This window comes from Psychrobacter submarinus, assembly GCF_904846685.1.
Lineage (GTDB): Bacteria > Pseudomonadota > Gammaproteobacteria > Pseudomonadales > Moraxellaceae > Psychrobacter > Psychrobacter submarinus.
This window is the reverse complement of sequence record NZ_CAJHBQ010000002.1, coordinates 202,154-223,855: the sequence shown is the minus strand read 5'-3', so window position 1 is coordinate 223,855 and position 21,702 is coordinate 202,154. Positions and strand designations below refer to the sequence as shown.

17 protein-coding genes are annotated in these 21,702 nt (G+C 45.9%); 6 read left to right on the top strand and 11 right to left on the bottom strand.

The genetic code is table 11. The features are described from left to right. Nucleotides 1-835 precede the first annotated feature (835 nt). Together JMY03_RS07225 and ppk2 are read left to right on the top strand one after the other, a co-directional pair. Entirely contained in the window at nt 836-2,200 is a 1,365-nt protein-coding gene (locus JMY03_RS07225) for an acetyl-CoA C-acetyltransferase (RefSeq protein WP_449314257.1), read from the top strand. A 184-nt stretch (nt 2,201-2,384) separates the two neighbouring features. Further along, the gene (gene ppk2 / locus JMY03_RS07220; protein WP_264673184.1) at nt 2,385-3,464 is read left to right on the top strand and encodes a polyphosphate kinase 2; all 1,080 of its coding nucleotides are present in this window, start codon (nt 2,385-2,387) and stop codon (nt 3,462-3,464) included. Nucleotides 3,465-3,534: 70 nt separating this feature from the next. Here the strand turns inward: ppk2 and JMY03_RS07215 are convergent, their stop codons facing one another. The 10 genes from JMY03_RS07215 to rsmG all read right to left on the bottom strand — a co-directional run bounded on the left by JMY03_RS07215 (nt 3,535) and on the right by rsmG (nt 13,929). Further along, nucleotides 3,535-3,882, bottom strand: coding sequence for a PilZ domain-containing protein (locus JMY03_RS07215; RefSeq protein WP_201602513.1), 348 nt, complete (start codon nt 3,880-3,882; stop codon nt 3,535-3,537). A 258-nt stretch (nt 3,883-4,140) separates the two neighbouring features. Next, nucleotides 4,141-5,253, bottom strand: a complete 1,113-nt coding sequence (locus JMY03_RS07210) for a DNA polymerase III subunit delta' (RefSeq protein WP_201602505.1) — start codon at nt 5,251-5,253, stop codon at nt 4,141-4,143. A gap of 97 nt (nt 5,254-5,350) precedes the next feature. Next, nucleotides 5,351-6,190 carry a 3-deoxy-manno-octulosonate cytidylyltransferase gene (kdsB, locus tag JMY03_RS07205; RefSeq protein ID WP_227675542.1) on the bottom strand — a complete coding sequence of 280 codons (840 nt, stop codon included), beginning with the start codon at nt 6,188-6,190 and terminating at the stop codon, nt 5,351-5,353. A gap of 47 nt (nt 6,191-6,237) precedes the next feature. After that, nucleotides 6,238-7,380 carry a tetraacyldisaccharide 4'-kinase gene (lpxK, locus tag JMY03_RS07200; protein WP_201602501.1) on the bottom strand — a complete coding sequence of 381 codons (1,143 nt, stop codon included), beginning with the start codon at nt 7,378-7,380 and terminating at the stop codon, nt 6,238-6,240. Nucleotides 7,381-7,588: 208 nt separating this feature from the next. Further along, nucleotides 7,589-9,373: a lipid A export permease/ATP-binding protein MsbA gene (gene msbA, locus JMY03_RS07195; RefSeq protein ID WP_227675541.1), complete on the bottom strand. Its 1,785-nt coding sequence runs from the start codon at nt 9,371-9,373 to the stop codon at nt 7,589-7,591. A gap of 197 nt (nt 9,374-9,570) precedes the next feature. Then, nucleotides 9,571-10,002 carry an ExbD/TolR family protein gene (locus JMY03_RS07190; RefSeq protein ID WP_025646643.1) on the bottom strand — a complete coding sequence of 144 codons (432 nt, stop codon included), beginning with the start codon at nt 10,000-10,002 and terminating at the stop codon, nt 9,571-9,573. A gap of 60 nt (nt 10,003-10,062) precedes the next feature. Then, complete coding sequence (locus JMY03_RS07185) at nt 10,063-10,800, bottom strand: MotA/TolQ/ExbB proton channel family protein (protein ID WP_025646642.1); 738 nt, start codon at nt 10,798-10,800, stop codon at nt 10,063-10,065. 76 nt (nt 10,801-10,876) lie between these two features. Further along, entirely contained in the window at nt 10,877-12,088 is a 1,212-nt protein-coding gene (locus tag JMY03_RS07180; RefSeq protein ID WP_201602499.1) for a ParB/RepB/Spo0J family partition protein, read from the bottom strand. A gap of 176 nt (nt 12,089-12,264) precedes the next feature. Then, nucleotides 12,265-13,044, bottom strand: a complete 780-nt coding sequence (locus tag JMY03_RS07175; RefSeq protein ID WP_201602497.1) for a ParA family protein — start codon at nt 13,042-13,044, stop codon at nt 12,265-12,267. A gap of 183 nt (nt 13,045-13,227) precedes the next feature. Further along, nucleotides 13,228-13,929, bottom strand: a complete 702-nt coding sequence (rsmG, locus tag JMY03_RS07170; protein ID WP_201556627.1) for a 16S rRNA (guanine(527)-N(7))-methyltransferase RsmG — start codon at nt 13,927-13,929, stop codon at nt 13,228-13,230. 351 nt (nt 13,930-14,280) lie between these two features. Between rsmG and JMY03_RS07165 the strand changes: the two genes are divergently transcribed. The 3 genes from JMY03_RS07165 to JMY03_RS07155 all read left to right on the top strand — a co-directional run bounded on the left by JMY03_RS07165 (nt 14,281) and on the right by JMY03_RS07155 (nt 19,002). Next, entirely contained in the window at nt 14,281-16,947 is a 2,667-nt protein-coding gene (locus JMY03_RS07165; protein ID WP_449314256.1) for an AAA family ATPase, read from the top strand. 286 nt (nt 16,948-17,233) lie between these two features. After that, nucleotides 17,234-18,283, top strand: a complete 1,050-nt coding sequence (locus tag JMY03_RS07160; protein WP_227675575.1) for a helix-turn-helix transcriptional regulator — start codon at nt 17,234-17,236, stop codon at nt 18,281-18,283. A 59-nt stretch (nt 18,284-18,342) separates the two neighbouring features. Next, on the top strand, nt 18,343-19,002 hold the full coding sequence (locus tag JMY03_RS07155) for a TerD family protein (protein ID WP_201602493.1): 660 nt from the start codon (nt 18,343-18,345) through the stop codon (nt 19,000-19,002). Between the two features lie 7 nt (nt 19,003-19,009). On the opposite strand, the gene JMY03_RS07150 is transcribed toward JMY03_RS07155, so the two are convergent. Then, the gene (locus JMY03_RS07150; protein ID WP_201602490.1) at nt 19,010-19,993 is read right to left on the bottom strand and encodes an ion transporter; all 984 of its coding nucleotides are present in this window, start codon (nt 19,991-19,993) and stop codon (nt 19,010-19,012) included. A gap of 904 nt (nt 19,994-20,897) precedes the next feature. Between JMY03_RS07150 and JMY03_RS07145 the strand changes: the two genes are divergently transcribed. Next, complete coding sequence (locus JMY03_RS07145) at nt 20,898-21,527, top strand: OmpW/AlkL family protein (RefSeq protein WP_201602488.1); 630 nt, start codon at nt 20,898-20,900, stop codon at nt 21,525-21,527. Nucleotides 21,528-21,702: the final 175 nt, after the last annotated feature.

Below are 21,702 nucleotides of genomic sequence, written 5' to 3'. Positions count from 1 at the left end.
ACAAACGTAGACAGCACAGTTACTCTATAATCATTTAAAAAAAATCCGCTTATGTTAAAATCTAATCGGTACTTACTATAAGTTATGATCTGCACTGTCAATGATAACAATATATTATTGAATGAGCCACTCAGTATTCAGCCTAGTCGATACTGCTCAGTCTAATCTTTGCAGGTTATTTTTTGCACTCTTGTTGCTTTACCCTGTAAATATTTGCTAAAGCCCTACAAGAAGGTTATTAACACTATTGTGATTAGCAGCTATCATATTATGTATTGACTGATTTTATTGACGAATACTTTTATACCCTAACATTCACTACTACTTTAAGGATACTTTTATGAGTTACAAAAAAGACAGCCCTATTGTTGGAACGACAGTCGTCAAAGGTGACGATGATAGCGCCAAAAAATCGACGACTAGCAGCCAAAGTGCGACGCCATCTACAGACAACGACACGCAGTATGACTCTATCGCTGACCTAAAGCAGCATATCGATATTCTTGATGCCGATGGCAATCGGGTTACCGAGCAATCGAATAGCGCTGAAGCGGATAAAAAAGCAAAGATCACGGAAGACAGAGCGAGCGATAAAAAAGCGGCTAAAGAGGAAGAGCTGGCTACTCTTGGTGCGGCTTCTGAGTCTACCTCCACTGACAAAGAAAAAACGGATAGCGCTGATAAAGCCAAAACAGACAGCACTGATAAGAATAGCTCTAGTAAAAACAGCGCTGACAAAAAACCAGCCAGCAAGCGCACAACTGCTAGCAAAAGCACTAATACCAGCACTAAAACAAGCACCTCGACTAAAAACAACACTAACGAGAAAGAAGCTATGACAGATAAAAAAGACGAAACAAAAGCCGTCAGCAAAAAACCCCGAACTACGCCTAAAAAGAAAAGTTCAGCGTCAAGCACAGGCCAGCAGCGCGTTGCAATCTTAGGGGGTAACCGTATTCCATTTGCACGCTCAAACGGTCCCTATGCCGATGCCAGTAATATTGACATGCTTACCGCAGCCTTAAATGGTCTAGTCGAGCGTTATAACTTGCAAGACGAGCAAATAGGCGAAGTGGTTGCCGGCGCGGTTCTTAAGCTCAGCCGCGACTTAAACTTGACTCGTGAGGCGGCGCTGAATACTGCACTAAACCCGCATACGCCAACTTATGATATCGCTCAAGCTTGTGGTACTGGTCTGCAAGCGACCTTTGCTTCAGCGAACAAAATCGCATTAGGTCTTATCGACTCAGCTATCACTGGCGGTGTTGATACCACCTCTGATGCGCCTATCGCAGTCGGTGATGGCCTACGTAAGGTCTTGATCAAACTAGGCGCGGCTAAGACGAACAAGCAGCGTCTAAAAGCGCTGATGGGTCTGAATCCAAAAGACATCATCGACTCTCCTCAAAACGGCGAGCCGCGTACTGGTCTATCTATGGGCGATCATCAAGCGATCACTGCTCTTGAATGGAACATCAGCCGCGAAGATCAAGACGAGCTGGCATTCAATAGCCACAAAAACTTGGCGCGTGCCTATGACGAAGGTTTCTTTGACGACTTGATCACTCCTTATAAAGGTCTGACTCGCGATAACAACCTACGCCCAGACACCACTTTAGAAAAACTCGCTAAGCTCAAGCCAGTATTTGGCAAGAAAAACGCCAACCCAACGATGACCGCTGCGAACTCAACGCCGCTCACCGATGGCGCATCATGTGTACTATTAGCCAACGATGAGTGGGCCAAAGAGCGCGGTCTAAAGCCATTGGCTTATATCGTCCATCAAGAGACCGCTGCGGTAGATTTCATCGGTAAGTCTGGCGAAACTGAAGGCTTACTCATGGCACCTGCTTACGCCGTACCGCGTATGCTTGAGCGTGCAGGTCTTACCCTACAGGACTTTGACTTCTACGAGATTCATGAAGCTTTTGCCTCACAAGTACTATCAACGCTTGCCGCTTGGGAAGATGAGACTTTCTGCCAAGAGCGTTTAGGTCTTGATGCGCCACTAGGTTCCATCGATCGTAGCAAGCTTAACGTCAACGGTTCATCACTAGCAGCTGGTCATCCTTTTGCTGCAACTGGTGGTCGTATCTTAGCCACAGCGGCTAAATTACTCGACGAAAAAGGCTCAGGCCGTGCGCTTGTCTCTATTTGCGCTGCTGGTGGTCAAGGCGTCACTTGTATCTTAGAGAAGTAAGCTCAATACCTCTCAAGTTAAGAAGACAAGCTGAACTGTTCTTCTAATCAATACATATTTGTTGACAAAAGAAATGCCCTTTAATGTATTTAAAGGGCATTTTTTATTGTCTTTACTTTGCTATGATAGAACCGACCAAGATAGTAATTAAAAAAAGCTGATACGTCAAACAAAGGTAATGTTTATGGGTAAGACGAAAGTTTTATTAAGAAAAATGAAACAAATCATTTTTGGCTCTGACAAACAGGTGATGACAGAACCACTTACAACCACTGAATTTCAATCTCTAACCACTCATGAGCAATTAGATCAATACAATCAGGAACAGGCCATCCTAGCCGAACGTATTGAAAAAGACATTCTTGACGATGAGCTTCGTCGAAAAATGCACCAAGACTTAATCGATACCTATGATGAAGAGCTAGAAAACGAAATAGATGATTATGTGCGTGATTTTCGTTTTGATGGGCGGGAGATGAGCGAACAAGAAAGGCTGGATCGCCGACTGTACTTTCAGGAGCTGGTGCGCCTGCAGCGCGAGCTTATCAAGCTACAAGACTGGGTGGTCGATCGCGGCGAGCGCATTGTCGTTATCTTTGAAGGACGCGACTCTGCGGGTAAAGGCGGTGCGATTAAGCGCATCACTCAGCGGCTGAATCCAAGGGTTTGTAGAGTAGCCGCCCTACCTGCGCCTACCGAGCGTGAACAATCACAGTGGTATTTTCAGCGTTATGTAGCACACTTGCCAGCGGCGGGCGAGATTGTCTTATTTGATCGTAGCTGGTATAACCGTGCTGGTGTTGAGCGCGTCATGGGGTTTTGCAGTGATGCGCAGTACGAAGAGTTTTTTCAATCGGTGCCTGAGTTTGAGCGTATGCTAGTGCGCTCAGGTATCCGCCTCGTAAAATACTGGTTTTCAATTACTGATGATGAGCAGCATTCACGGTTTATGAGCCGCATCCATGATCCGCTAAAGCAGTGGAAACTATCACCGATGGACTTACAATCGCGTCGACGCTGGGAAGATTATACTAAAGCCAAAGAGACGATGTTTGAGCGCACTCATATCCCAGAAGCGCCTTGGTGGGTGGTTGAGGGTAATAATAAAAAGCGCGCGCGGCTTAATTGCATCGCTCATCTACTAGAGCAAATCCCTTATGTCGAAGTACCACGTGAAGAGGTAGATCTGCCGGATCGTAAGCGTGATGACGAGTACTACCGCGAGCCTATCCCCGATGATATGTACGTGCCATCGCGTTATTGAGCAGTATTGAACGGTCTTGAGAGATAGTAGACTATCTTAAAATCTACATCTTTTAGAATAGGGCAAAAACCTACATCGTATAAGTGTTTTGTTGACTGTCTATCTTGCCGGCAAGCAGCCGCTCTACTTCGTTCTTAATTCTTTGGCCAGTGACATCTTTACCGATTTGCACCGCGAATCCTGCTGGGCGGTGGGCGTTGGCTTTATGATTGATCCAGACTACTTTGCCACTCATTGGCAAACGCTCTTTTGAGTTTGGCAGAGTAAAAGCCACAAACACCTCATCGCCTAAACGCTGCTCGAGGTTGCTGGGTACAAATAAAGCGCCGTTGTCGACAAAAGACAAATAACTGGCATATAAGGTGGTGATATCTTCGATATGACAAGTAAGAATTCCACCGCGTCCTGGCATCGCCATAATCAGCTCCTTGAAGGTTAGGCTTTTGAATATAAGGTTTATTGCAGATTTGACTATAGTAAGTTCATTATAAAAACGATACAGCGGGACTGGGATGAATTTTATGCAGCCTCTGTATGCGTAGGCACAGCAAGCCAGTAAAATTTATACCAGTTCCGCCTTGAAAAACTATGTCTCTATTTTATTTAGAATCGACCATATATTTATAACAGCTAAAGCAGTTGTATGCGCCTCACTGCAGTTTTTAAGGTCAATATGTTATAACTCTGCTAATGCTTGCATGAGCTTATCATAGGCGAACTTCTCTTGGACATTTTGTTGTAGAGAAACTTTAATGTGTTGCAAGCTATCGACAATATCCTGCATCGACATCTCTGTTGGCTGGTGCTGCGCTAGCGCTTTGGGTAGTTCAGTATCGTTTTGAATACTTGCTAATCCCATATTTATCCGGCGAATATCCAAAAGCATAAGCTCGGTTAATTTGATAAAGTCGGCAAGGTTCAGCTGCTGCTGCCAATAGTCGCTTGCCGCTAGGCTGCTCCGCTTGCCGCTACGCAGAGCCTGCCAAGTCGTCAGCCATAGTGCGCGTTTACTATACCAATCAGCTTGTGCCAAAGCGATCGCAGCTAAAGGCGCACCATTGGCGAGCTGAAGAAGCTGCTGGATCTCATCAATACTGACCGCTTCGCGATTGATGGTGCTGCCAAGCGCCTGCTGTACATAGTCGGCTGACACTGAAGGCTCAATATGCTGCAAAGGCAATTGCTGTACTCGGCTCTTGATAGTCGGAAGTAATTTGCTCGGCGTATCACTGAGTAAAAATAGATGGACTTGCGCTTGCGGCTCCTCCAATGTCTTTAATAGCGCATTAGCGGCGGCGATAGTCATTTGCTCGGCATAGTCCAATACACAAATCCGCACCCCCTGCCCGCCTTGATAAATAAAAGGCTGCAGCGCGCGAATATCATCGACTTTGATAGTGACTTGCGCCTTACTACTGGCTTTGGATGACTTATTACTGCTATTCGATTTTTTAGAATTAGACTTAGTGTCTTCTTGAGCATTATCTGGCTCAGCTGCAAGCGGCAAACTTGCTAAAGGCAATACTTGTAAGCTTGGATGGGTCCCTGATCTTAGCCACTGACAGCTCTCACAATGACCGCAAGCGCCTTGCCGATGACTGGCTTGCTGGTGACACAGTAGCCAAGCGACAAAGCGCCAGACAAACGCCCGTTTACCCATCCCTGACATCCCTGCCGCTAGCAATGCATGCGGTAAGTGATGCGGCGGCATGAGTAAGCGCTCAGTCAGCTGATCCCATAGCGACTGCTGCCAAGGTAATAACGGCGCAAAATAAATACTGTCGGTCATATTCCTTATTACCTTTAATTGTTACCCTCAACCGGCATCTGCAAATGAGTTTTCACAAACGTTTTGCTTAGGTTATTTAACTATTAGTTTTAGAAACCTATGAGTTATGGTATTGCTGGAAATCAATTATGCTCATAGCGTTGAGCCGATCTAAGTCGTCCTGCGTATCTACTCCCGCCGGTAATTGTAACGCGGCAGCAGCAATCGCAATGTGACCACCGTTTTCTAAAATACGCAATTGCTCTAAGCTCTCAAGCACTTCAAGCGGTGTTTGTGGCCACGCCACGAACTGCTCTAGTAGACTGACTCTATAAGCATATAAACCCAAATGACGATAAGCTGCTTTTGGCGGTTTAGGGTCTATATCTAGTGATGCTCCGTCTTTATTATCGCAAGCCATCGCTAAAGCTAGGTCACGATCGCAAGGGATAGGCGCGCGGCTGAAATAAAGCGCGCGCTGTTGCTGATTGACGGTAGCATTCACGACTTTGACCACTGAGGGGCGCATAAAGCTCTCGAAGTCTTCGATTGGCTCATATAAAGTTGCCATGACGCTAGCGCTATCCTTAACCAGTAGCGTTTTGACTTGTTCTAACAGCAAAGGTGGCACTAACGGCTCATCGCCTTGCATATTAATGACAATATCTTCTTTGCCCCAGCCTTTAATAGCAGCGACCTCTGCAAGACGATCAGTGCCTGAAGCGTGATCGTGACGGGTCATAACCACCTCAAAGCCCGCTTCTATGCAAAGCTTAGCAATGCGCTTATCGTCAGTTGCGATACACATATCATCCGCAAAATCTGCTGCTCGGGCTTTTTCTGCCACCCATAAGATCATAGGCTTGCCATGTATCTCTAATAACGGCTTCCCCGGTAAGCGCGTGCTTTTAAAGCGCGCCGGAATGACGATGTGAGTCTTAAAAGGTACAGTTGTCATAGCTATTTCCATAATAAATCACAGACCTAAAACTGTGGGTTAAGCGCTCAGTCGTAAGCGGCAGTATCTATTAATGCAGTGTTAATACCTAACGCTTTGAGTTGCTGCTCTAGCGTCTGATAGCAAGCAGCGGATAATTCTGCGCTTACAGGTAACACCCAAAGCCTAGCAGCGAGCGCATGCCAGTCCTGATCAATCTTAGCTGCTTCGCTACTCGCAGCGTGTTGTTGCTGTTGCAGCCATAACGCTTTTATTTTCACCGCATCTTTGCTAGTGACTACGATAGGATGCTCAGTGTATTGCCACAGCTCAGTTAAGCTAAAATCATAATGATCAGGATAAGGGTGCTCAATGACTTGTAAACCAAGCGTACGCAAAGTATCAAAAAACCGCTGCGGATAGCCAATACCGCTAACGCCGTGTACCGTACTGCCAGCTTCAGGTGCTACAGGCTGACTGAGACTGACCGTACCGATCTGTGATAATTCGTGCGCTAGCAGCTGCTTTAATGGACTCGGCTGCAAGTGCATAGTTAATTTATCTGTCGCTAGCTGGCTATCGCTTAAGATGAGACCGTCAAGTTTTTGGTGGTAAATGACTGTGCTGTCTTTGAGCCGTGATAGCGGCTCGCGTAGATAGCCTACTGGCAATAACTGGCGATTACCAAAGCCGCGTGCAGCGTCCACCACAATCCATTCAATATCGCGCTGCATAGCATAATGTTGTAAGCCATCATCAGCGATAATCAGCTGGATATCCCCATGAGCCTCAAGCAAAGTGGTTATCGCTTGCTTACGATTCGGGCAGACCGCCATAGCCACGCCAGTTGTACCAACGATCAAACAAGGCTCGTCGCCGACGGCACTTGGCAGGCTATCTTTAGTCACCAGCGTTGGCATTTGCGCAGTATCACCACCATAGCCGCGACTGATGACGCCGACTTTGACGCCGCGCTGCTGCAGATAGTGCACTAAGCTGATAATTAATGGCGTTTTGCCACTACCGCCTACGCTGATATTACCGATGACCATAACCGGCACAGGAGCGCGGTAGCTTTTCAGCCATCCTAGCTGATAGGCTCTACGGCGTATAGCAGTTAGTAGTCCGTATAGCGCACTTAACGGCAGTAACAACCAAAGCCAAAGCGCTTCTCGCTGCCATGCTTTAGTAATTAGTGTTTCTAGTTTCATAGCGCTAACGATGCTCTTAGGTTGCCATCTGATTTGGGAAGTATAGTTGAATCACTTTAAAACCGATGCAGTGCAGCTGGAATTAATTTTGCGCAACATCGAAACAGCGAAGACACAGCATGCAAGAAAAATGAATACCAGTTGCGCGTTCATATTAAGCGTATCGACTTTATTTCGAACTGACTATATAGCAGTCGCTTATCTTTTACTACTCAAAATCGCGCTCATACATCTGCGCGTAATAGCCTTGCTGTTGTAGCAGCGAGTCATGCGTACCAATCTCAACGATACGCCCGCCATCCATTACAGCGATGCGATCAGCGGACTCGATAGTGGTCAGGCGGTGAGCGATAACTAAGGTGGTGCGATCTTTCATAACATTATCGAGCGCTTGCTGGATATAATATTCCGACTCATTATCAAGGGCACTCGTTGCCTCATCTAAGATCAAAATAGGCGCGTCTTTTAGTAGCGCACGCGCAATCGACAAGCGCTGGCGCTGGCCCCCAGAGAGCTGCAGTCCTTCTGCGCCTATTTGGCTTTGATAACCTTGCGGCATCTTCATAATAAACTCATGGGCAAAAGCATCTTTTGCCGCGCGCTCAACCTCAGCTTGGCTTTTGGTCGCCAAACTACCATAAGCAATATTCTCAAAGACACTCGTATTAAACAGCACCACTTGCTGATTGACCATCGCAATCTGCGAGCGTAGGCTCTCCAAAGTAATCTCTTCAATAGGCATGCCATCCATCGTGATCTGACCTGAAGACGTCGCTAATGTCCGCGTCAACAAATTGACCAATGATGACTTGCCAGCGCCGCTGCGCCCGACTAGCGCTACCGTTTCGCCTGCTTTTATATCTAAGCTAAAGTCTTGTAGAGCTACCGTTGAGTCAGGATAAACTAAGCCGACTTTATCTAATCGTAGAGCGCCTGAGAGTTTGGGGTTTAAAGTGCCGGTATCTTGCTCCTCAGGCTCATCGATCAGTGCAAATATCGACTCACCAGCTGCGATGCCTTTTTGCAATTTTTGATTGACGTCTGTCAATGAGCGTACCGGTTTACTCAGTAGTCCAGCGGCGGCAATATAAGAGATAAACTCCCCTGCCGAGATGTTATTGATGACTTGCGGACGCAGCGCCAACCACACCACCACCGACATCGCCATCGCCATCAGTAGCTGCACCGCTGGAGTATTAATACTATTGGTCACAACAACTTTCATGCCTTGACGTAGGTTTTTCTTAGACGTCTTATCAAAGCGCTTCGACTCATAAGCCTGACCACCATAGTTTTTGACCACTTGATAGCCGCCAATGACCTCATTGGTGATATGACTGACATCGCCCATCGTTTGTTGAATACCCTTTGAGAGCTTAAGGTAACGCTTAGAGGCGATGCGGATCAGCCATAAGATAGGCGGCAGAACCAAAAACAAAATCAGGGTCAATCGCCAGTTACTGTAGAGTAAAAAGCCTATCAAAGCCACAACCGTTAGACCATCGCGTAACACTGTCTTCATAGAATCGGTACTGGCAGCAGTGACCTGCTCGACATCGAAGATAAGCTTTGAGGAGATGGTACCGGCAGGATTGGCCAAATAAAACGAGCTTGGTAGCCGTAAAAGCTTGTTAAAGACCTCTACTCGCAGCTCATAGACTAAGTTTCTGGACACTAGCGCTGAATAGTAGTTCCCTAAGAAGCTCCCGACGCCGCGCACGAAAAATAAACCAATAATCAACAAAGGAAATAGGTTTTGCTTGGCTTGATCGTTTTGGTTAATCGCGTCAGTAATGTACTGCAGCAGCTTAGCAATCCAAATCTCAGTAGCCGCATTAATCGCAAAGCCAAGCACAGTCAGTAATAGTGCCCACCAATATGGCTTTAAATAACGTAGCAAGCGCAGTAAGGTCTTATGTTTGGGCGGTGCTACTCGCTCAGGCTGAGCTTTAGCCTTATTATTATGAGTATGTGATAGGCGAGATTGGCTCATAAAAGCCCCAAGTTAAAACAAAAGGAATTACTCTTACCAGAGCGGCTGAAAACTGCGACAAAGTATACCATCATGAGGGAGAAGATAGCTATGTCTGCAAAAGACGGTGGATATAGGGTATGGCAGATGAACAAACGTATTATCAATGGTTTAATGACTCAATGATAATACTGGTTTTTCTGTCGTTTTGCGCGTAATTAGGGCGGCAGCGGCTGACCTAGCGGCACGACAGTACTGATATTAATATTTAAAAATCCCAGTTTGCCAGCGACATCCATCACTTGTACTACGGATTGATGAGTGGCATTTGCATCAGCGGCAATCACGAACAGCAGCTGACGATTACTCCCTGCCTCTTGCTGAAGTAAACTGGTCAATTCTGCAGCATTACTGCTGGCAAGTGCTATACCATTGACCAGATAACTACCGTCTTCTTGTACCGCCACCTCGATACTCTCTTGCTGCTCCACAACATCAACGCCCTCTGCTTCAGGCAGGATAATATTGAGGCGGCTGAAGTGATTAAACGAGGTTGCAAGCAATAAAAATATAATCAAAAACAGCAAGCAATCAATCATTGGCGTCAGATTGATCTCAAGCGGCTCGACAGTAGGCTTTCTAAAACGCATAGCAATCTCTTTGATAGTGCTAAGTAGTGTCAATATTTCAGTATTTGAGCCAATCTTTAACTAAGACTCTAAGCTAAAAGATTTGTTTAAAGAATGATCATGGCTGTGCTGAGTATTTGAGCGCTCTACACCAGCTTTATCGCCTGCTAACAGAGCTGGATCATAGGCTGAATTATGAGCGACATTTAGCAGCTTATAATCATAAAGCTCTTGAATCATCAGCCCCGCTTCAGTCTCAAAATGAGCGTTAATATCAACGATACGCCGCTGAAAGTAGCGGTAGGCAACCAGCGCCGGTATAGCGACAATCATCCCAGCAGCAGTAGTAATCAGCGCTTGCGAGACGCCAGCGGCCAGCAAAGTCGGATCTTGCATAGCGCCATCGGTAATGGCTAAAAACGATGAAATAATACCCAGTACGGTTCCTAACAAGCCTAATAGCGGCGCTATAGCCCCTATTGTACCGAGCATATTGATATTCTTTTCCAATTGATGAATTTGCACGCTCGCCCGGTTTTGCATATGCATTGTCATAGAGTCAAGCCCATACTGGCGATAGAGCAAACCGGTCGCCAGAATATCGCCTAAAGGAGTTTTTTCTTTGACATTGACCAGCTGAGTGCGGCCGATAGTTCCGTTCTCGCGTAAGCGATTGATCAGCTGCTCGCGCAGTTTTATCGGTACCACTTTATTGAACTGCAGAGTACTACTCCGTTCGATAATGATAATAAGCGCCACAACTGAACAGATGACAATGGGCATCATTAACCAACCACCTGCTTTTACCAACTCCCACATAAGGCTTCTCTTTTTTGAGATTTTTTAATATGCTTTATTTATTAATTAGTTTCTGTATCAATAACAGCAATACAGGCTAGCTTTGCACGTTTAGATGTTTGATGAGAGCGGATAGCTCGTCTTGGTTGTGGAAGAATATCTCAACGCTACCTTGACCACCTTTTTTGTGTTTGAGCTTAACCTGCGCCCCTAGCGCGTCTGTCAAACGCTGGGTCAGGCGCTCGACATCGTGAGTTTGTGCGGCGTTTTTATCCTGCGCTTTTTGGGTAGGCTGCAAGATAGACTTCACCAGCTTTTCAGCCTCGCGCACCGTCATATTCCCATCGATGATTTTTTGGGCGATGATGGGCTGCTGCTTGGAGGATAAAGCCAAAAGCGTACGAGCATGACCCATATCAAGCGCGCCATTTGAAAGGTGGTCTTTGACCGTATCATGAAGCTGATTGAGCCGTAGTAAGTTGGATACTGTGGTACGCGCCTTCCCTACTACCTCAGCAATCATAGCGTGACTCATACCAAACTCAGTATGAAAGCGTTGTAGCGCTGCTGCCTGTTCGATAACGGATAAATCTTCGCGTTGAATATTTTCGATCAAAGCTAGCGCTATAGCAAGCTCATCGGACAAGGCACGCTCTATCGCTGGTATCACTGTTTTATTCGCCATTTTTGCAGCGCGCCAACGACGCTCACCGGCGATGATCTCGTGCGTGACCTCATCCGTACTTTTATCTTCATTGGCGAGTAGCGGTCTTATCACAATAGGCTGCATGACGCCGTGCTGCTCGATAGAAGCCGCCAGTTCTGCGAGCGCCGTCTCACTCATATCGCGGCGCGGTTGGTACTTACCCGCTTGCAGGCGACCCACATCTATTTGTACTAAGCTGATTTGATCCTCAGTCGCTGTACTATCTTGCTCATTGCTGCGAGGTTTATTATTGCGCGTCTTAACAGGGTTACGAGTAGTACGCGCTAATCGCTTAGCTGGCGCTGGCTCAATATCATTATTAGCATCAGTATCAACAACGGCATCTTGATTGGCAGCTATCGATTTTGGCGCTGCCGCTTTACTGCTTGTCACATTATCGCTTGTAGAAGTGGTAGCACTCTTACCCTTACGAGCCGTGTTATCACTGGCAAGGTCATCATTGGCGTCATCGTTCTCAGCATTAACAGCGCGCGCTGCCATGTCATCTTGCAAGGCTGAGGCGGTGATTTGTTTTTCTTTTTTTATTGACCCTAATAAGGCATCTAAACCTCGATTGGCAGCCAATCCTCGTTTTTTCGCCATGATTCCTTATCCTCTAACGCTACAATAAAAACCAAATGATAATGATGAAGACATTGACTGACTCTTTGACACTGCCATCACTTATAAAAATACTACTCAAGACTAACAGCGTTCAATCTTTATCTTTAACGACTGTTTATTTCTAACAATGGCTTATCTTTAAAGACCTTGCAATCTTAATTGCTTTGCTCAATGACTTCGTCCGCAAGCTTTTGATACGCTCTAGCGCCCTTTGACCAACGCTCATAAGCCAATACCGGTATGCCATGCGCAGGCGCTTCTGCCAAACGCACGTTTCTAGGAATATGGGTGCGATACATAATATCACCAAAATGCGCATCTAGCTCTTGCGACACGTCATTGGCTAAGGTATTACGCGCGTCAAATAAGGTACGCACGACGCCGCGAATATGCAGCTTAGGGTTGAGCTCAGTTAAGCGCTCTATGGTCTGTGATAAATCGGCTAACCCTTCTAGCGCATAGTACTCGCACTGCATCGGGATGATCACTCCATCTGTCGCCACCAGCGCATTCACCGTCAAAAGATTCAGGCTTGGCGCGCAGTCCAGAATAATATAATCGTAGGGCTGGCTTTGCTGATTCGCTTGCTCTGCCACTAAGTCGCTCAATGCTGATTTTAGCAGCTCATGGCTATTGGCCTGACCCATCAGGGCAATATCCATACCAGCCAGCTCACGGTTTGCCGCGATGACATCGAACCCTGCTGGGCTTTTAACAATCGCTTCTTGCAACGACACACCATCAAGCAGCACATCGGCTATGGTTAGTTCAAGCTCGTTTTTATGCAGACCGGTGCCGGTAGTGGCATTGCCCTGCGGATCTAAGTCAATCAGCAAAACATGCTGACGCTTATCGGCTAAGCTTGCGGTCAAGTTCACAGCCGTCGTGGTTTTACCGACGCCGCCTTTTTGATTCGCAATGGCTATGATTTCCATACACTCACTCAATTTATTAGGTCTATTACTGGTATTGATATCAAACTTTTTATTTTAACATAGGGTTAGTACTAAGGCTGCTTGCAGCAAATATTGCCAAGCTTTTGTTTCTAGGCTGTTATTATTAACCATGTCGCCTTATCTTGATAACGACTGCTTTATCATACACAAAGTGGCGACAGCTTAGACACTTTTATTGCATAATTCAATTAAATGTCGGCTATCCTCCAACCGAGGCACAGCTAGTTTGATAGTTTTTATCTGCCAAGCCGGCTTTAGCGCTGATAATTCATCGGCGCTTGGCGCTTTACCTTTCATTGCACACAGATAGCCTTGCTCGGCTAATCGCGGCTGCGCCACCGATACAAAATCGGTTAAGCTGGCAAAAGCTCGCGAGGTCACTACTTGATATTGTGCTTCGTGCGCTTCAATACGAGCGGCAATAGGCTGCACATTACTCAGACCAAGCTGACTACTGATCTGTCTGATAAAACGGATCTTCTTTTGATTACTATCGAGCGCGGTGCAGTGGCGTTCAGGCTGACAAATGGCAATAATCACTGCTGGCAAGCCTGCACCCGTACCGATATCTAACAAATCCCCGGCTGGTAAATGCGTTATAATAGCCAAACAATCGATAACGTGTTTGATAAGGGCGTCGACAGGATCAGTGATGGCGGTTAGATTATACGCTTTATTCCACAATAAAAGCTGGTCTAAGTATAATAATAACTGGCGCTGCTGGGTCGCAGATAGTGTTAAAGATAACTGCTCAGTTGACTGCGCCAAGATATCTGCGAGTAGCGGCAACTGCGGGCCAAGCTTTGCAAATCCAGTAGGGTCAATAGTAAGGCTGGCGGATGAGGAAGTGGCAGAAGCTGACATATAACACGTTATCCATTATTTAATTGAACCGATATTTAATTGAACCGATATTTAATTGAACCGATTATTTTATCATGCACCTCAACACTTGAATAGTTATAGATTGCGTCAATCTTGGTCATCTTATACTATCTACCTTATATTGAGTTATGTTAGTCATAGTTACTTTTGCTACTTTTGCTACTTATCACGTTTATTCCTAGCACTTATCACTTTTACTCCTAACATTGTTTTTTCACCACATTTCTTTTATCTAGATGATTACTATACCCTATGATCAAACCGTCCACTGCTGTTAGCAAACCATCGAAGCTTTCAACTCATACCAATCAGAGTGAATATAAAGCATCAATAGCCTCTCATCCTGTCTTCGCTGCAACCAAACAGCGCTGCCTGATCGATACCAAGCAATTGAAGCGTTACACTCAAGCTCACCCCTTACCTAATAATTCTCGCTGTGCGCCGCCCTTAGATATCGGCTTTGGTCAGCAGCGTGCTATCAAAGCTTTGCAGACGGCAATCGATATCGATGCTAGTGGCTACCATGTTTTTGCCGCGGGCGAAAATGGGCTTGGCAAACGTACCATCATTAGCCGTTTATTGCAGCAAATCGCCGCTCAAAACCCTACGCCTAATGATTGGGTCTATGTGCATAATTTTGCCGATCCGCGTACGCCTTTGTCCTTACATCTGCCAGCAGGACAAGCTAAGCAGTTGCAGCAACAAGTCAATAGCTTATGGCTACAGGCCAAAAAACGCTTAAGTCAGCGCTTTCGTAGCGACTACTATCAAAGCCAGATTGAAGCGATAAAAAATGACGCGCATGAAAAAGAAAGCCATGCTTACGAGGCCTTAAACGCTGAAGGCAAACAATATGACTTAGCTTTGAGTTTTCGCGCCTCGGACAATAAAGCGATGTTTGTGCATCCTAGCCAATTGGCATCAGCAGCTGAAAGCTGTACTGATGATGCCCCCAAAAATAACGCTACTGAGCAAAACAGAGCCAATACAAATACGCAAGCTGATAACAATAAAGGTCACTTCACTCATAAAAACCATATGCAAAAACGCTTCAATCAGCTAACCATTGCCTTAGAGCAATTAGAAGATGAAGCCAATGACACCATTGAAACTCTGCATCACGATATCGCCGAGCGAGCGCTGCAGCCTTTATTCACTGAAGTACGCGAGCAGTTCGCGGACCAATCATCTGTGCTTGATTATCTGCAAGCGCTACTTAACGATATGATCGCGCACGCGCCGCACATCGTCAATGGGGATGATGAAGAGTTTGTCACAGCGCTACTGGCCACCACACCGAGTCGATATGCGGTCAACGTCATGGTCAGTCATCAGCCTAATAGCGGCGCGCCGGTGATATTTGAAGACTTACCGACTCACTTAAACCTACTTGGTCATGTGGAGCAAATCACTCAGTTAGGTACAGTGACGACCGATGTCAGTATGATACGTGCCGGCGCCCTACATCGCGCCAATGGCGGTTATCTACTGCTAGAGGCCAGCCACTTGCTTGAGCATCCTTATGCTTGGCAAGGTCTCAAGCGCGCGCTGCAATCGCGCAAGATCAAGCTCTCAAGTCTTGAGCAAATGCTCACCTTGACCGGTAGCTTATCTTTAGCGCCTGCCCCTATCGATCTCGATGTCAAAGTTATCTTGCTGGGTGAAGCGGATCTATATTACGAGCTGTTAGAGCTAGAGCCGGAGTTTGATGCGGTATTTAAGGTGCGCGCAGACTTTCATGACGACGTCATTCGCAGTCAAGAGCATGAGCTTGCGCTAGTCGCGAAGATGGCTGATATTATTGATCATGCCAATCTGTATCCGTTCGATAGCTACGCACAAGCGGCGCTTTTAGAGCATTTAAGCTTACAAGCAGAAGATCAAAACCGGCTTAGCTTACATAGTGATAGCTTGATCAAGCTGCTACACGAGTCCCATCGTCATGCGCGTTTAGATACCAAGACTTCTACGCAGCAAAGCACGAATCAAACTAATGAGACAATCGTTAGCGCTCAGCATGTCAAGCAAGCCATTAACGATATGGATGAACGCTCAGGCTACCTGCGCGACTTGTACTGGGATGAGTTAAAAAACGGTCAGCAACTGATTCAAACGAAGGGAGTAGCCGTTGGGCAAGTCAATGCGCTAACGGTCGTCAGCTACGCTGATAGTGAGTTTGGCATGCCTGCGCGATTGACGGCGGTGATTCAGCCTAACACCGGCGCAGGAGATATCTTAGATATCGAGCGTGATGTCGATCTAGGCGGCAGCTTACACGCAAAAGGCATGCTGATTATGACCAGCTATCTGCGCGCACTATTTAGCGAACATCATGCGCTGAACTTTAGCGCTTCCTTAGCGTTTGAACAAAGCTACGCTCATATCGATGGCGATAGCGCTACTGTGAGCGAGGCTTGTGCACTCCTATCAGCACTTGCCAACGTGCCTATTAACCAAGCCTTTGCGATTACCGGCTCGATGAATCAATTAGGCGAAGTACAAGCCGTTGGCGGCATCAACGCCAAGATAGCCGGCTTCTTTGACGCTTGCCGCGAGCAAGCGCTAACAGGAGAGCAAGGGGTGGTCATTCCTATGGCCAATGTCAACCATCTTATGCTCCGTGACGATATTATTAAAGCGGTCGAAGCTGGTAGCTTCTACGTTTATGGCGTGCGTACTATCAATGAAGCGCTCACTTTGATGACCGGCCTACCGATTGACACTCTCAATAAAAAAGGTCGCTATCATAAAGACACTTTATTTGGCAAAATTTTAAGGCGGTTTATATCATGGGATGAGAGCCAAGCGGCAGATGAGCTGATCGAAGACAAAAAAGCTGATAAAAAGGCCAAAAAAAAGCGCAAAGCCAAACGCCAGATAAAGGCAGATAAGCGCCGTGATGAGCTCAGCGAAAAACGTGATCGCGATAATAACAGCTCAAGCCAAGCAAACGATGATTTAGCCTGCAGCGACAATGTAGATAGCGATGAGCGATAAGGCGTATCAGATAGTTTAGCATGCGCAATCATCCCTAGACGCTAGTCATGTTTTCTGCGATGATAAAACCCTTCGATTATGGCGCGTCAATTCGTATTGCTCTACACAAGCAAAGCAGATTTGATGCTATAGTCGATATTGCACTAGAGCTTTGATCTTCAGATATCAAATTTTGATTTTGTTTTGACTTTATATAGGTTATCAGCCAATGACTGCGCAACATACTAAGGCGACTGACACCGATACCATAAAGAATATGGAAAAACCACTGAGCGACTCTGATGCTATGAGTTCAGCTGGCGATCTTGCGGCTGATTCGGCAGCTAGCCGCCATGGTGCCGCTACCACTGCGCGGCAATGGCAAGTATTATCGCAACTACAGCGCAATCGCTGGGTCGGTACGACTCATATTTATGAGCAGCTAAAGTTAGCCGGATTTGATATTAGCTTGCGTACCGTACAGCGCGATCTCAACGCCTTAGCTAAGCGCTTTCCTATTGAGAAAAACAATGCCAATCCGCAAGGCTGGCGCTGGCGTGACGATGCGCCATTACAGAGCTTGCCGCATATGAATCTATCGCAAGCGGTCGCCTTCAACATGGTCGAGGCCAATCTGACCCAGCTGTTGCCGCCCGCTATCTTAGATGAGTTATTTCCTTGGTTTGATCTGGCGCGCCGTCAGCTCAAAAACAGCAAAGTTACCCATTCATGGCTCGACCGCGTGCGTATTGAGCCGGCGACGCAGCCGCTAATCGCGCCGCCTATCGATATAGAAAGTAAAGACAACATCTATCATGCGCTATTTTATCAACAACAAATCAAAGCGTGTTACACGCGTAGCAATAAAAGTGAGGCTAGCGAATATACTCTAAACCCTATTGCCATTATTCAGCGCGGGGTTATTATCTATCTGTTAGCCACGCGTACAGATGACCCTGAGCTCATTATTCGCACCTTTGCGCTGCATCGGTTTGCGAGTGTTGAGATATTAGAGACCAGTGCGATAACGCCTGAGGATTTCCTATTAGACAGCTATTTAGATGCTGGCGGTATGGGCTTTAGTCATCCGCTACTGAGCCAGCTACCCGATCATGGCAAGAATACTGCTGTCGAACTGACCTTTACAAGACGGGCAGGTAAAAGCTTGACCGAAAGCCAGCTCAGTGAAGATCAAACCGTCACTATCAATGATGACGATACTTTGAGCGTGAAAGCGACCGTCAATATGACCTCACAATTGGTCTGGTGGCTGCGCGGCTTTGGTGACGGTTTACTAGCTGCCAAACCTGATCTGCTTTATCAAGCGGTCTTAGGAAACAGTCATAATCCGCTATAAGCTTTTACCAAACTCATTAGGCTCAAACAAATTAAAACCGCCGCTATTGAAGGATATTTATGTCAGCCTCCACCCCTACACTGCCTTTATCAGAGAGCTTAAGCGCTCTTGGTTTCGCCACAGATAGATTGTTTTTTGCGATGAATTATCAATTCACGCCGCCAAAAGCGACCGGACTAAAAAAACGCCTCAAACAAAATGACAAAGCTATCGATGTCGATATTGCCTGCGTACTCTATGATGATGATTGTGTCATAGATGATATCGTATGGTTCAAGCAGCTGCGTGATAAAGCGGAGTCAGTAAGGCATCAAGGCGATAGCCTAAATGGTAAAGATCGCGGTGAGCAGGCTTTATATAATGCGCCCTTAGATCAAGAACAGATCCGCCTATATTTAGATCATATTCCCGCTCATATTCGTCATGTGGCTATGATTGTTCATTCCTACAATCAACAACCGCTTGCCGGCGTAGAAGTCGGTGAAGTGCACTTGAGTGACGACGAATACAACCGAGCTTTTACTGTCGATCTAAAACAGCTGCCGCGTGACTGCTACGGACTTTGGGTCGCAAACTTGCGCCGCGGAGTTGATGACTGGTATATAACGGTGCAGCAGCTACCTCTAGCAGCTGAAGATATCGAAAAATTAGCGCAGCAAGTCGCCCACGAACTTGCTCGCGCGCTACCGATTGCACAGCCAACGGCCACTCCTCTTTAGAGAGCCGTTAGCGTAGTGCCTCTCCGCAGTGCGGGCAGAAGTTTTTTGCTTTAGAGACTTCTTTTTCGCGGCGCTCAAGCTCCTGCTCACGCAGCACTTGTAGCACAATATCTTGCGCCTGCTCGCGATCCAGCCCCAGCTCGCGGCGGATTTTGTCGATCATCGCCTGATTTTGCACCAGATCAAAATCACTTTCAATCAGCTGCTCACGAAAGTCTTGTTCTAGCTCATCACGGCGCTGCGCCAGCTCATTAGCAAGGCCTGTGGCCAAAATACCCGCGGGTAGCGCCGCCAAGCCTACCCCTAAGATGGTAATAATCGCGCCTAATATTTTACCAGCGTTGGTAATCGGTATGACATCCCCGTAACCAACCGTTGTTAAAGTCACCACCGCCCACCACATCGCTTTAGGTATCGACTCAAACTCTTCTGGCTGGGCGTGATTCTCCACTAAGTAGATACCACTAGACGCTGTCACTATCATAATGATTAAGATAAAAATGACTGCTTGGAACGAGCCTTTTTCCTTACTGATGACCACCAGTAAAATACGCATTGAAGCAAAATAGCGGGTAAGCTTCAAAATACGGAATAAGCGCAGTATCCGCAAGAAGCGCAGATCGATAGTCACAAAGAAGTTTAAGAAAGCTGGCGCAATCGCGATCAAGTCGATCAAGGCTGAGGGACTCTTTAGCCACTCCCAGCGTTGCCGCCAAGTGGTATTATCAGGTTTTGCCTCGGCCACGCTCCATAACCGCAGTAAATACTCTAACGAAAACACCACGATTGAGAAGTTTTCAAATAACGTAAAATACTCTTGATAAGGGTAATACCACTGGTCAACAGACTCAGCAATCACCGCTGTGACGTTAGCCATGATTAAGAAAATTAGGAAGTAATCAACACTACGGCTAACTAGCGTGTCATGTTCATCGTTTTGCAAAATATTATAGACGAAGAGCCGAGTTTGCCTGATGGGGTGAAAGGCCATGCTGATCCTTTTAACAAGAGCGATAGTTAAAATAGTTAAAACAGTTAAATACAGAGAAGACGTTACGAGGTTTAAAGTTTACCACTCTAAGCACATAGCTGGTATGTAGTAAAATGAAATTTATGGCAAATAGTGACTAACTTCATTAAAAGCCCAAAGCTTAAAAGATCTGTTTACACTGATTGATAAGCTTTCAATGTTTATCAAAATTCTAGGGTTTATCAAAATTCTAAGGCTTATTAAACTTACAGTGCTTATAGTCAATCAATATTAAAAGTGGTACAAGGCAGACGAGTGCAAGTACTACAGTAGTAGGCTAAACGAGTCTAACGCTGTAACACTTTAATAGTGGTTCGACTATATCAAAACTGATTTAGCACACGGAATCGTTCATTACTTATAAAGAAAACTCTTTTAGATTAATATTTCATAATAAATGTAAATGAGCGCTAACAGCAAAAGGATAAAGACGACCAACCCTAGTTGTAGCGCGCGCTGTTCTATAACTGAGCTGCTATTGCTAGTATCAGATATTAAAGCGAGACCACACTGAGGGCAACTATTACTTGTCTCACTTAAGATTGTCATTGACATCGCTTTGCTACAACGAAGCGGCGAATTACTACAATAACCTGTCATCTCTCCCTCCTTATCACAAAGCGCTATTATATTTTATATCCATTCTCTTCGTAGCTTTAATATTCATCTAAATTCTTTAGGGACTCATCTATAATATAAAAACCTTACTGTTATATTTTAATTCACTACTCTTTGTAAGGTTTTTATAGTATAATAAACACAAGATAAACACTTTATCTTATCACTGTAACATAGGATATCAGAACTGGTGTCATCCCTCACTAGTAATTCGCTGATAGTCACTTATTACATTAAGGATCAGATGATGAAACTACAATCCCTAGTTTTAGCTGCTGCTACTGCCCTGACTATGACTTCCGCCTTTGCCGTACCTGCTGGTACTTGGAGTATCGCTGCCGGTGCTCATATGGTTGACCCAAAAAGCGACAATGGTACTTTGGCTGACGGTGCTTTTTCTGTTGAAGTTGATGATGATATCCGTCCGACGATCAGTGGTGAGTACTTTATCGCCAATAACGTTGGTATTGAGCTACTAGCCGCTATTCCGTTTCATCATGACATCACTTTGACCGATGCAAACGGCGACACAGTTGACGGTAAAACCCAGCACCTACCACCTACGCTATCACTGCAGTATCACTTCGATGGCTATAATATGCCAATGAACCTTAAGCCATTTGTAGGCGTAGGCGTGAACTACACCACTTTCTTTGAAGAAAAGGTTGCTCTTGGCGACGGCGACTTAGAGCTTGACGACAGCGTAGGCGTTGCCGGTCATATCGGTCTTGACATCCCATTTGCACCAACAGAAGCCTTCCGTATCGATGCGCGCTACATGGATATCAAAACTGATGCCAAGCTTGACGGTACTGACATCGGCGAAGTAGACATCAGCCCTTGGGTTTATGGCATTGCTTTTGTTAAACAGTTCTAATATCGCTAATAGGTCTTATCACAGACGCTAGAAAAAGCCAGCTTACTTGCTGGCTTTTTTGGGTTTTGCATTTAGATAAACGGTTATCCAAATCCTATATTAAAAACGACGGGCACAACAAGTATAAAAAAGACCGTCCTTAGACGATCTTTTGATAACATTAATGGTAAATATT

Excerpts from the sequence above, each read along its gene's own strand:
- JMY03_RS07210 (WP_201602505.1), bottom strand. The coding sequence starts at position 5,253 with ATGACCGACAGTATTTATTTTGCGCCGTTATTACCTTGGCAGCAGTCG.
- kdsB (WP_227675542.1), bottom strand. The coding sequence starts at position 6,190 with ATGACAACTGTACCTTTTAAGACTCACATCGTCATTCCGGCGCGCTTT.
- msbA (WP_227675541.1), bottom strand. The coding sequence starts at position 9,373 with ATGAGCCAATCTCGCCTATCACATACTCATAATAATAAGGCTAAAGCT.
- JMY03_RS07215 (WP_201602513.1), bottom strand. The coding sequence starts at position 3,882 with ATGGCGATGCCAGGACGCGGTGGAATTCTTACTTGTCATATCGAAGAT.
- JMY03_RS07190 (WP_025646643.1), bottom strand. The coding sequence starts at position 10,002 with ATGCGTTTTAGAAAGCCTACTGTCGAGCCGCTTGAGATCAATCTGACG.
- JMY03_RS07155 (WP_201602493.1), top strand. The coding sequence starts at position 18,343 with ATGTCAGCCTCCACCCCTACACTGCCTTTATCAGAGAGCTTAAGCGCT.
- JMY03_RS07180 (WP_201602499.1), bottom strand. The coding sequence starts at position 12,088 with ATGGCGAAAAAACGAGGATTGGCTGCCAATCGAGGTTTAGATGCCTTA.
- JMY03_RS07225 (WP_449314257.1), top strand. The coding sequence starts at position 836 with ATGACAGATAAAAAAGACGAAACAAAAGCCGTCAGCAAAAAACCCCGA.
- rsmG (WP_201556627.1), bottom strand. The coding sequence starts at position 13,929 with ATGTCAGCTTCTGCCACTTCCTCATCCGCCAGCCTTACTATTGACCCT.
- JMY03_RS07175 (WP_201602497.1), bottom strand. The coding sequence starts at position 13,044 with ATGGAAATCATAGCCATTGCGAATCAAAAAGGCGGCGTCGGTAAAACC.
- lpxK (WP_201602501.1), bottom strand. The coding sequence starts at position 7,380 with ATGAAACTAGAAACACTAATTACTAAAGCATGGCAGCGAGAAGCGCTT.
- JMY03_RS07150 (WP_201602490.1), bottom strand. The coding sequence starts at position 19,993 with ATGGCCTTTCACCCCATCAGGCAAACTCGGCTCTTCGTCTATAATATT.
- JMY03_RS07145 (WP_201602488.1), top strand. The coding sequence starts at position 20,898 with ATGAAACTACAATCCCTAGTTTTAGCTGCTGCTACTGCCCTGACTATG.
- JMY03_RS07185 (WP_025646642.1), bottom strand. The coding sequence starts at position 10,800 with ATGTGGGAGTTGGTAAAAGCAGGTGGTTGGTTAATGATGCCCATTGTC.
- ppk2 (WP_264673184.1), top strand. The coding sequence starts at position 2,385 with ATGGGTAAGACGAAAGTTTTATTAAGAAAAATGAAACAAATCATTTTT.
- JMY03_RS07160 (WP_227675575.1), top strand. The coding sequence starts at position 17,234 with ATGAGTTCAGCTGGCGATCTTGCGGCTGATTCGGCAGCTAGCCGCCAT.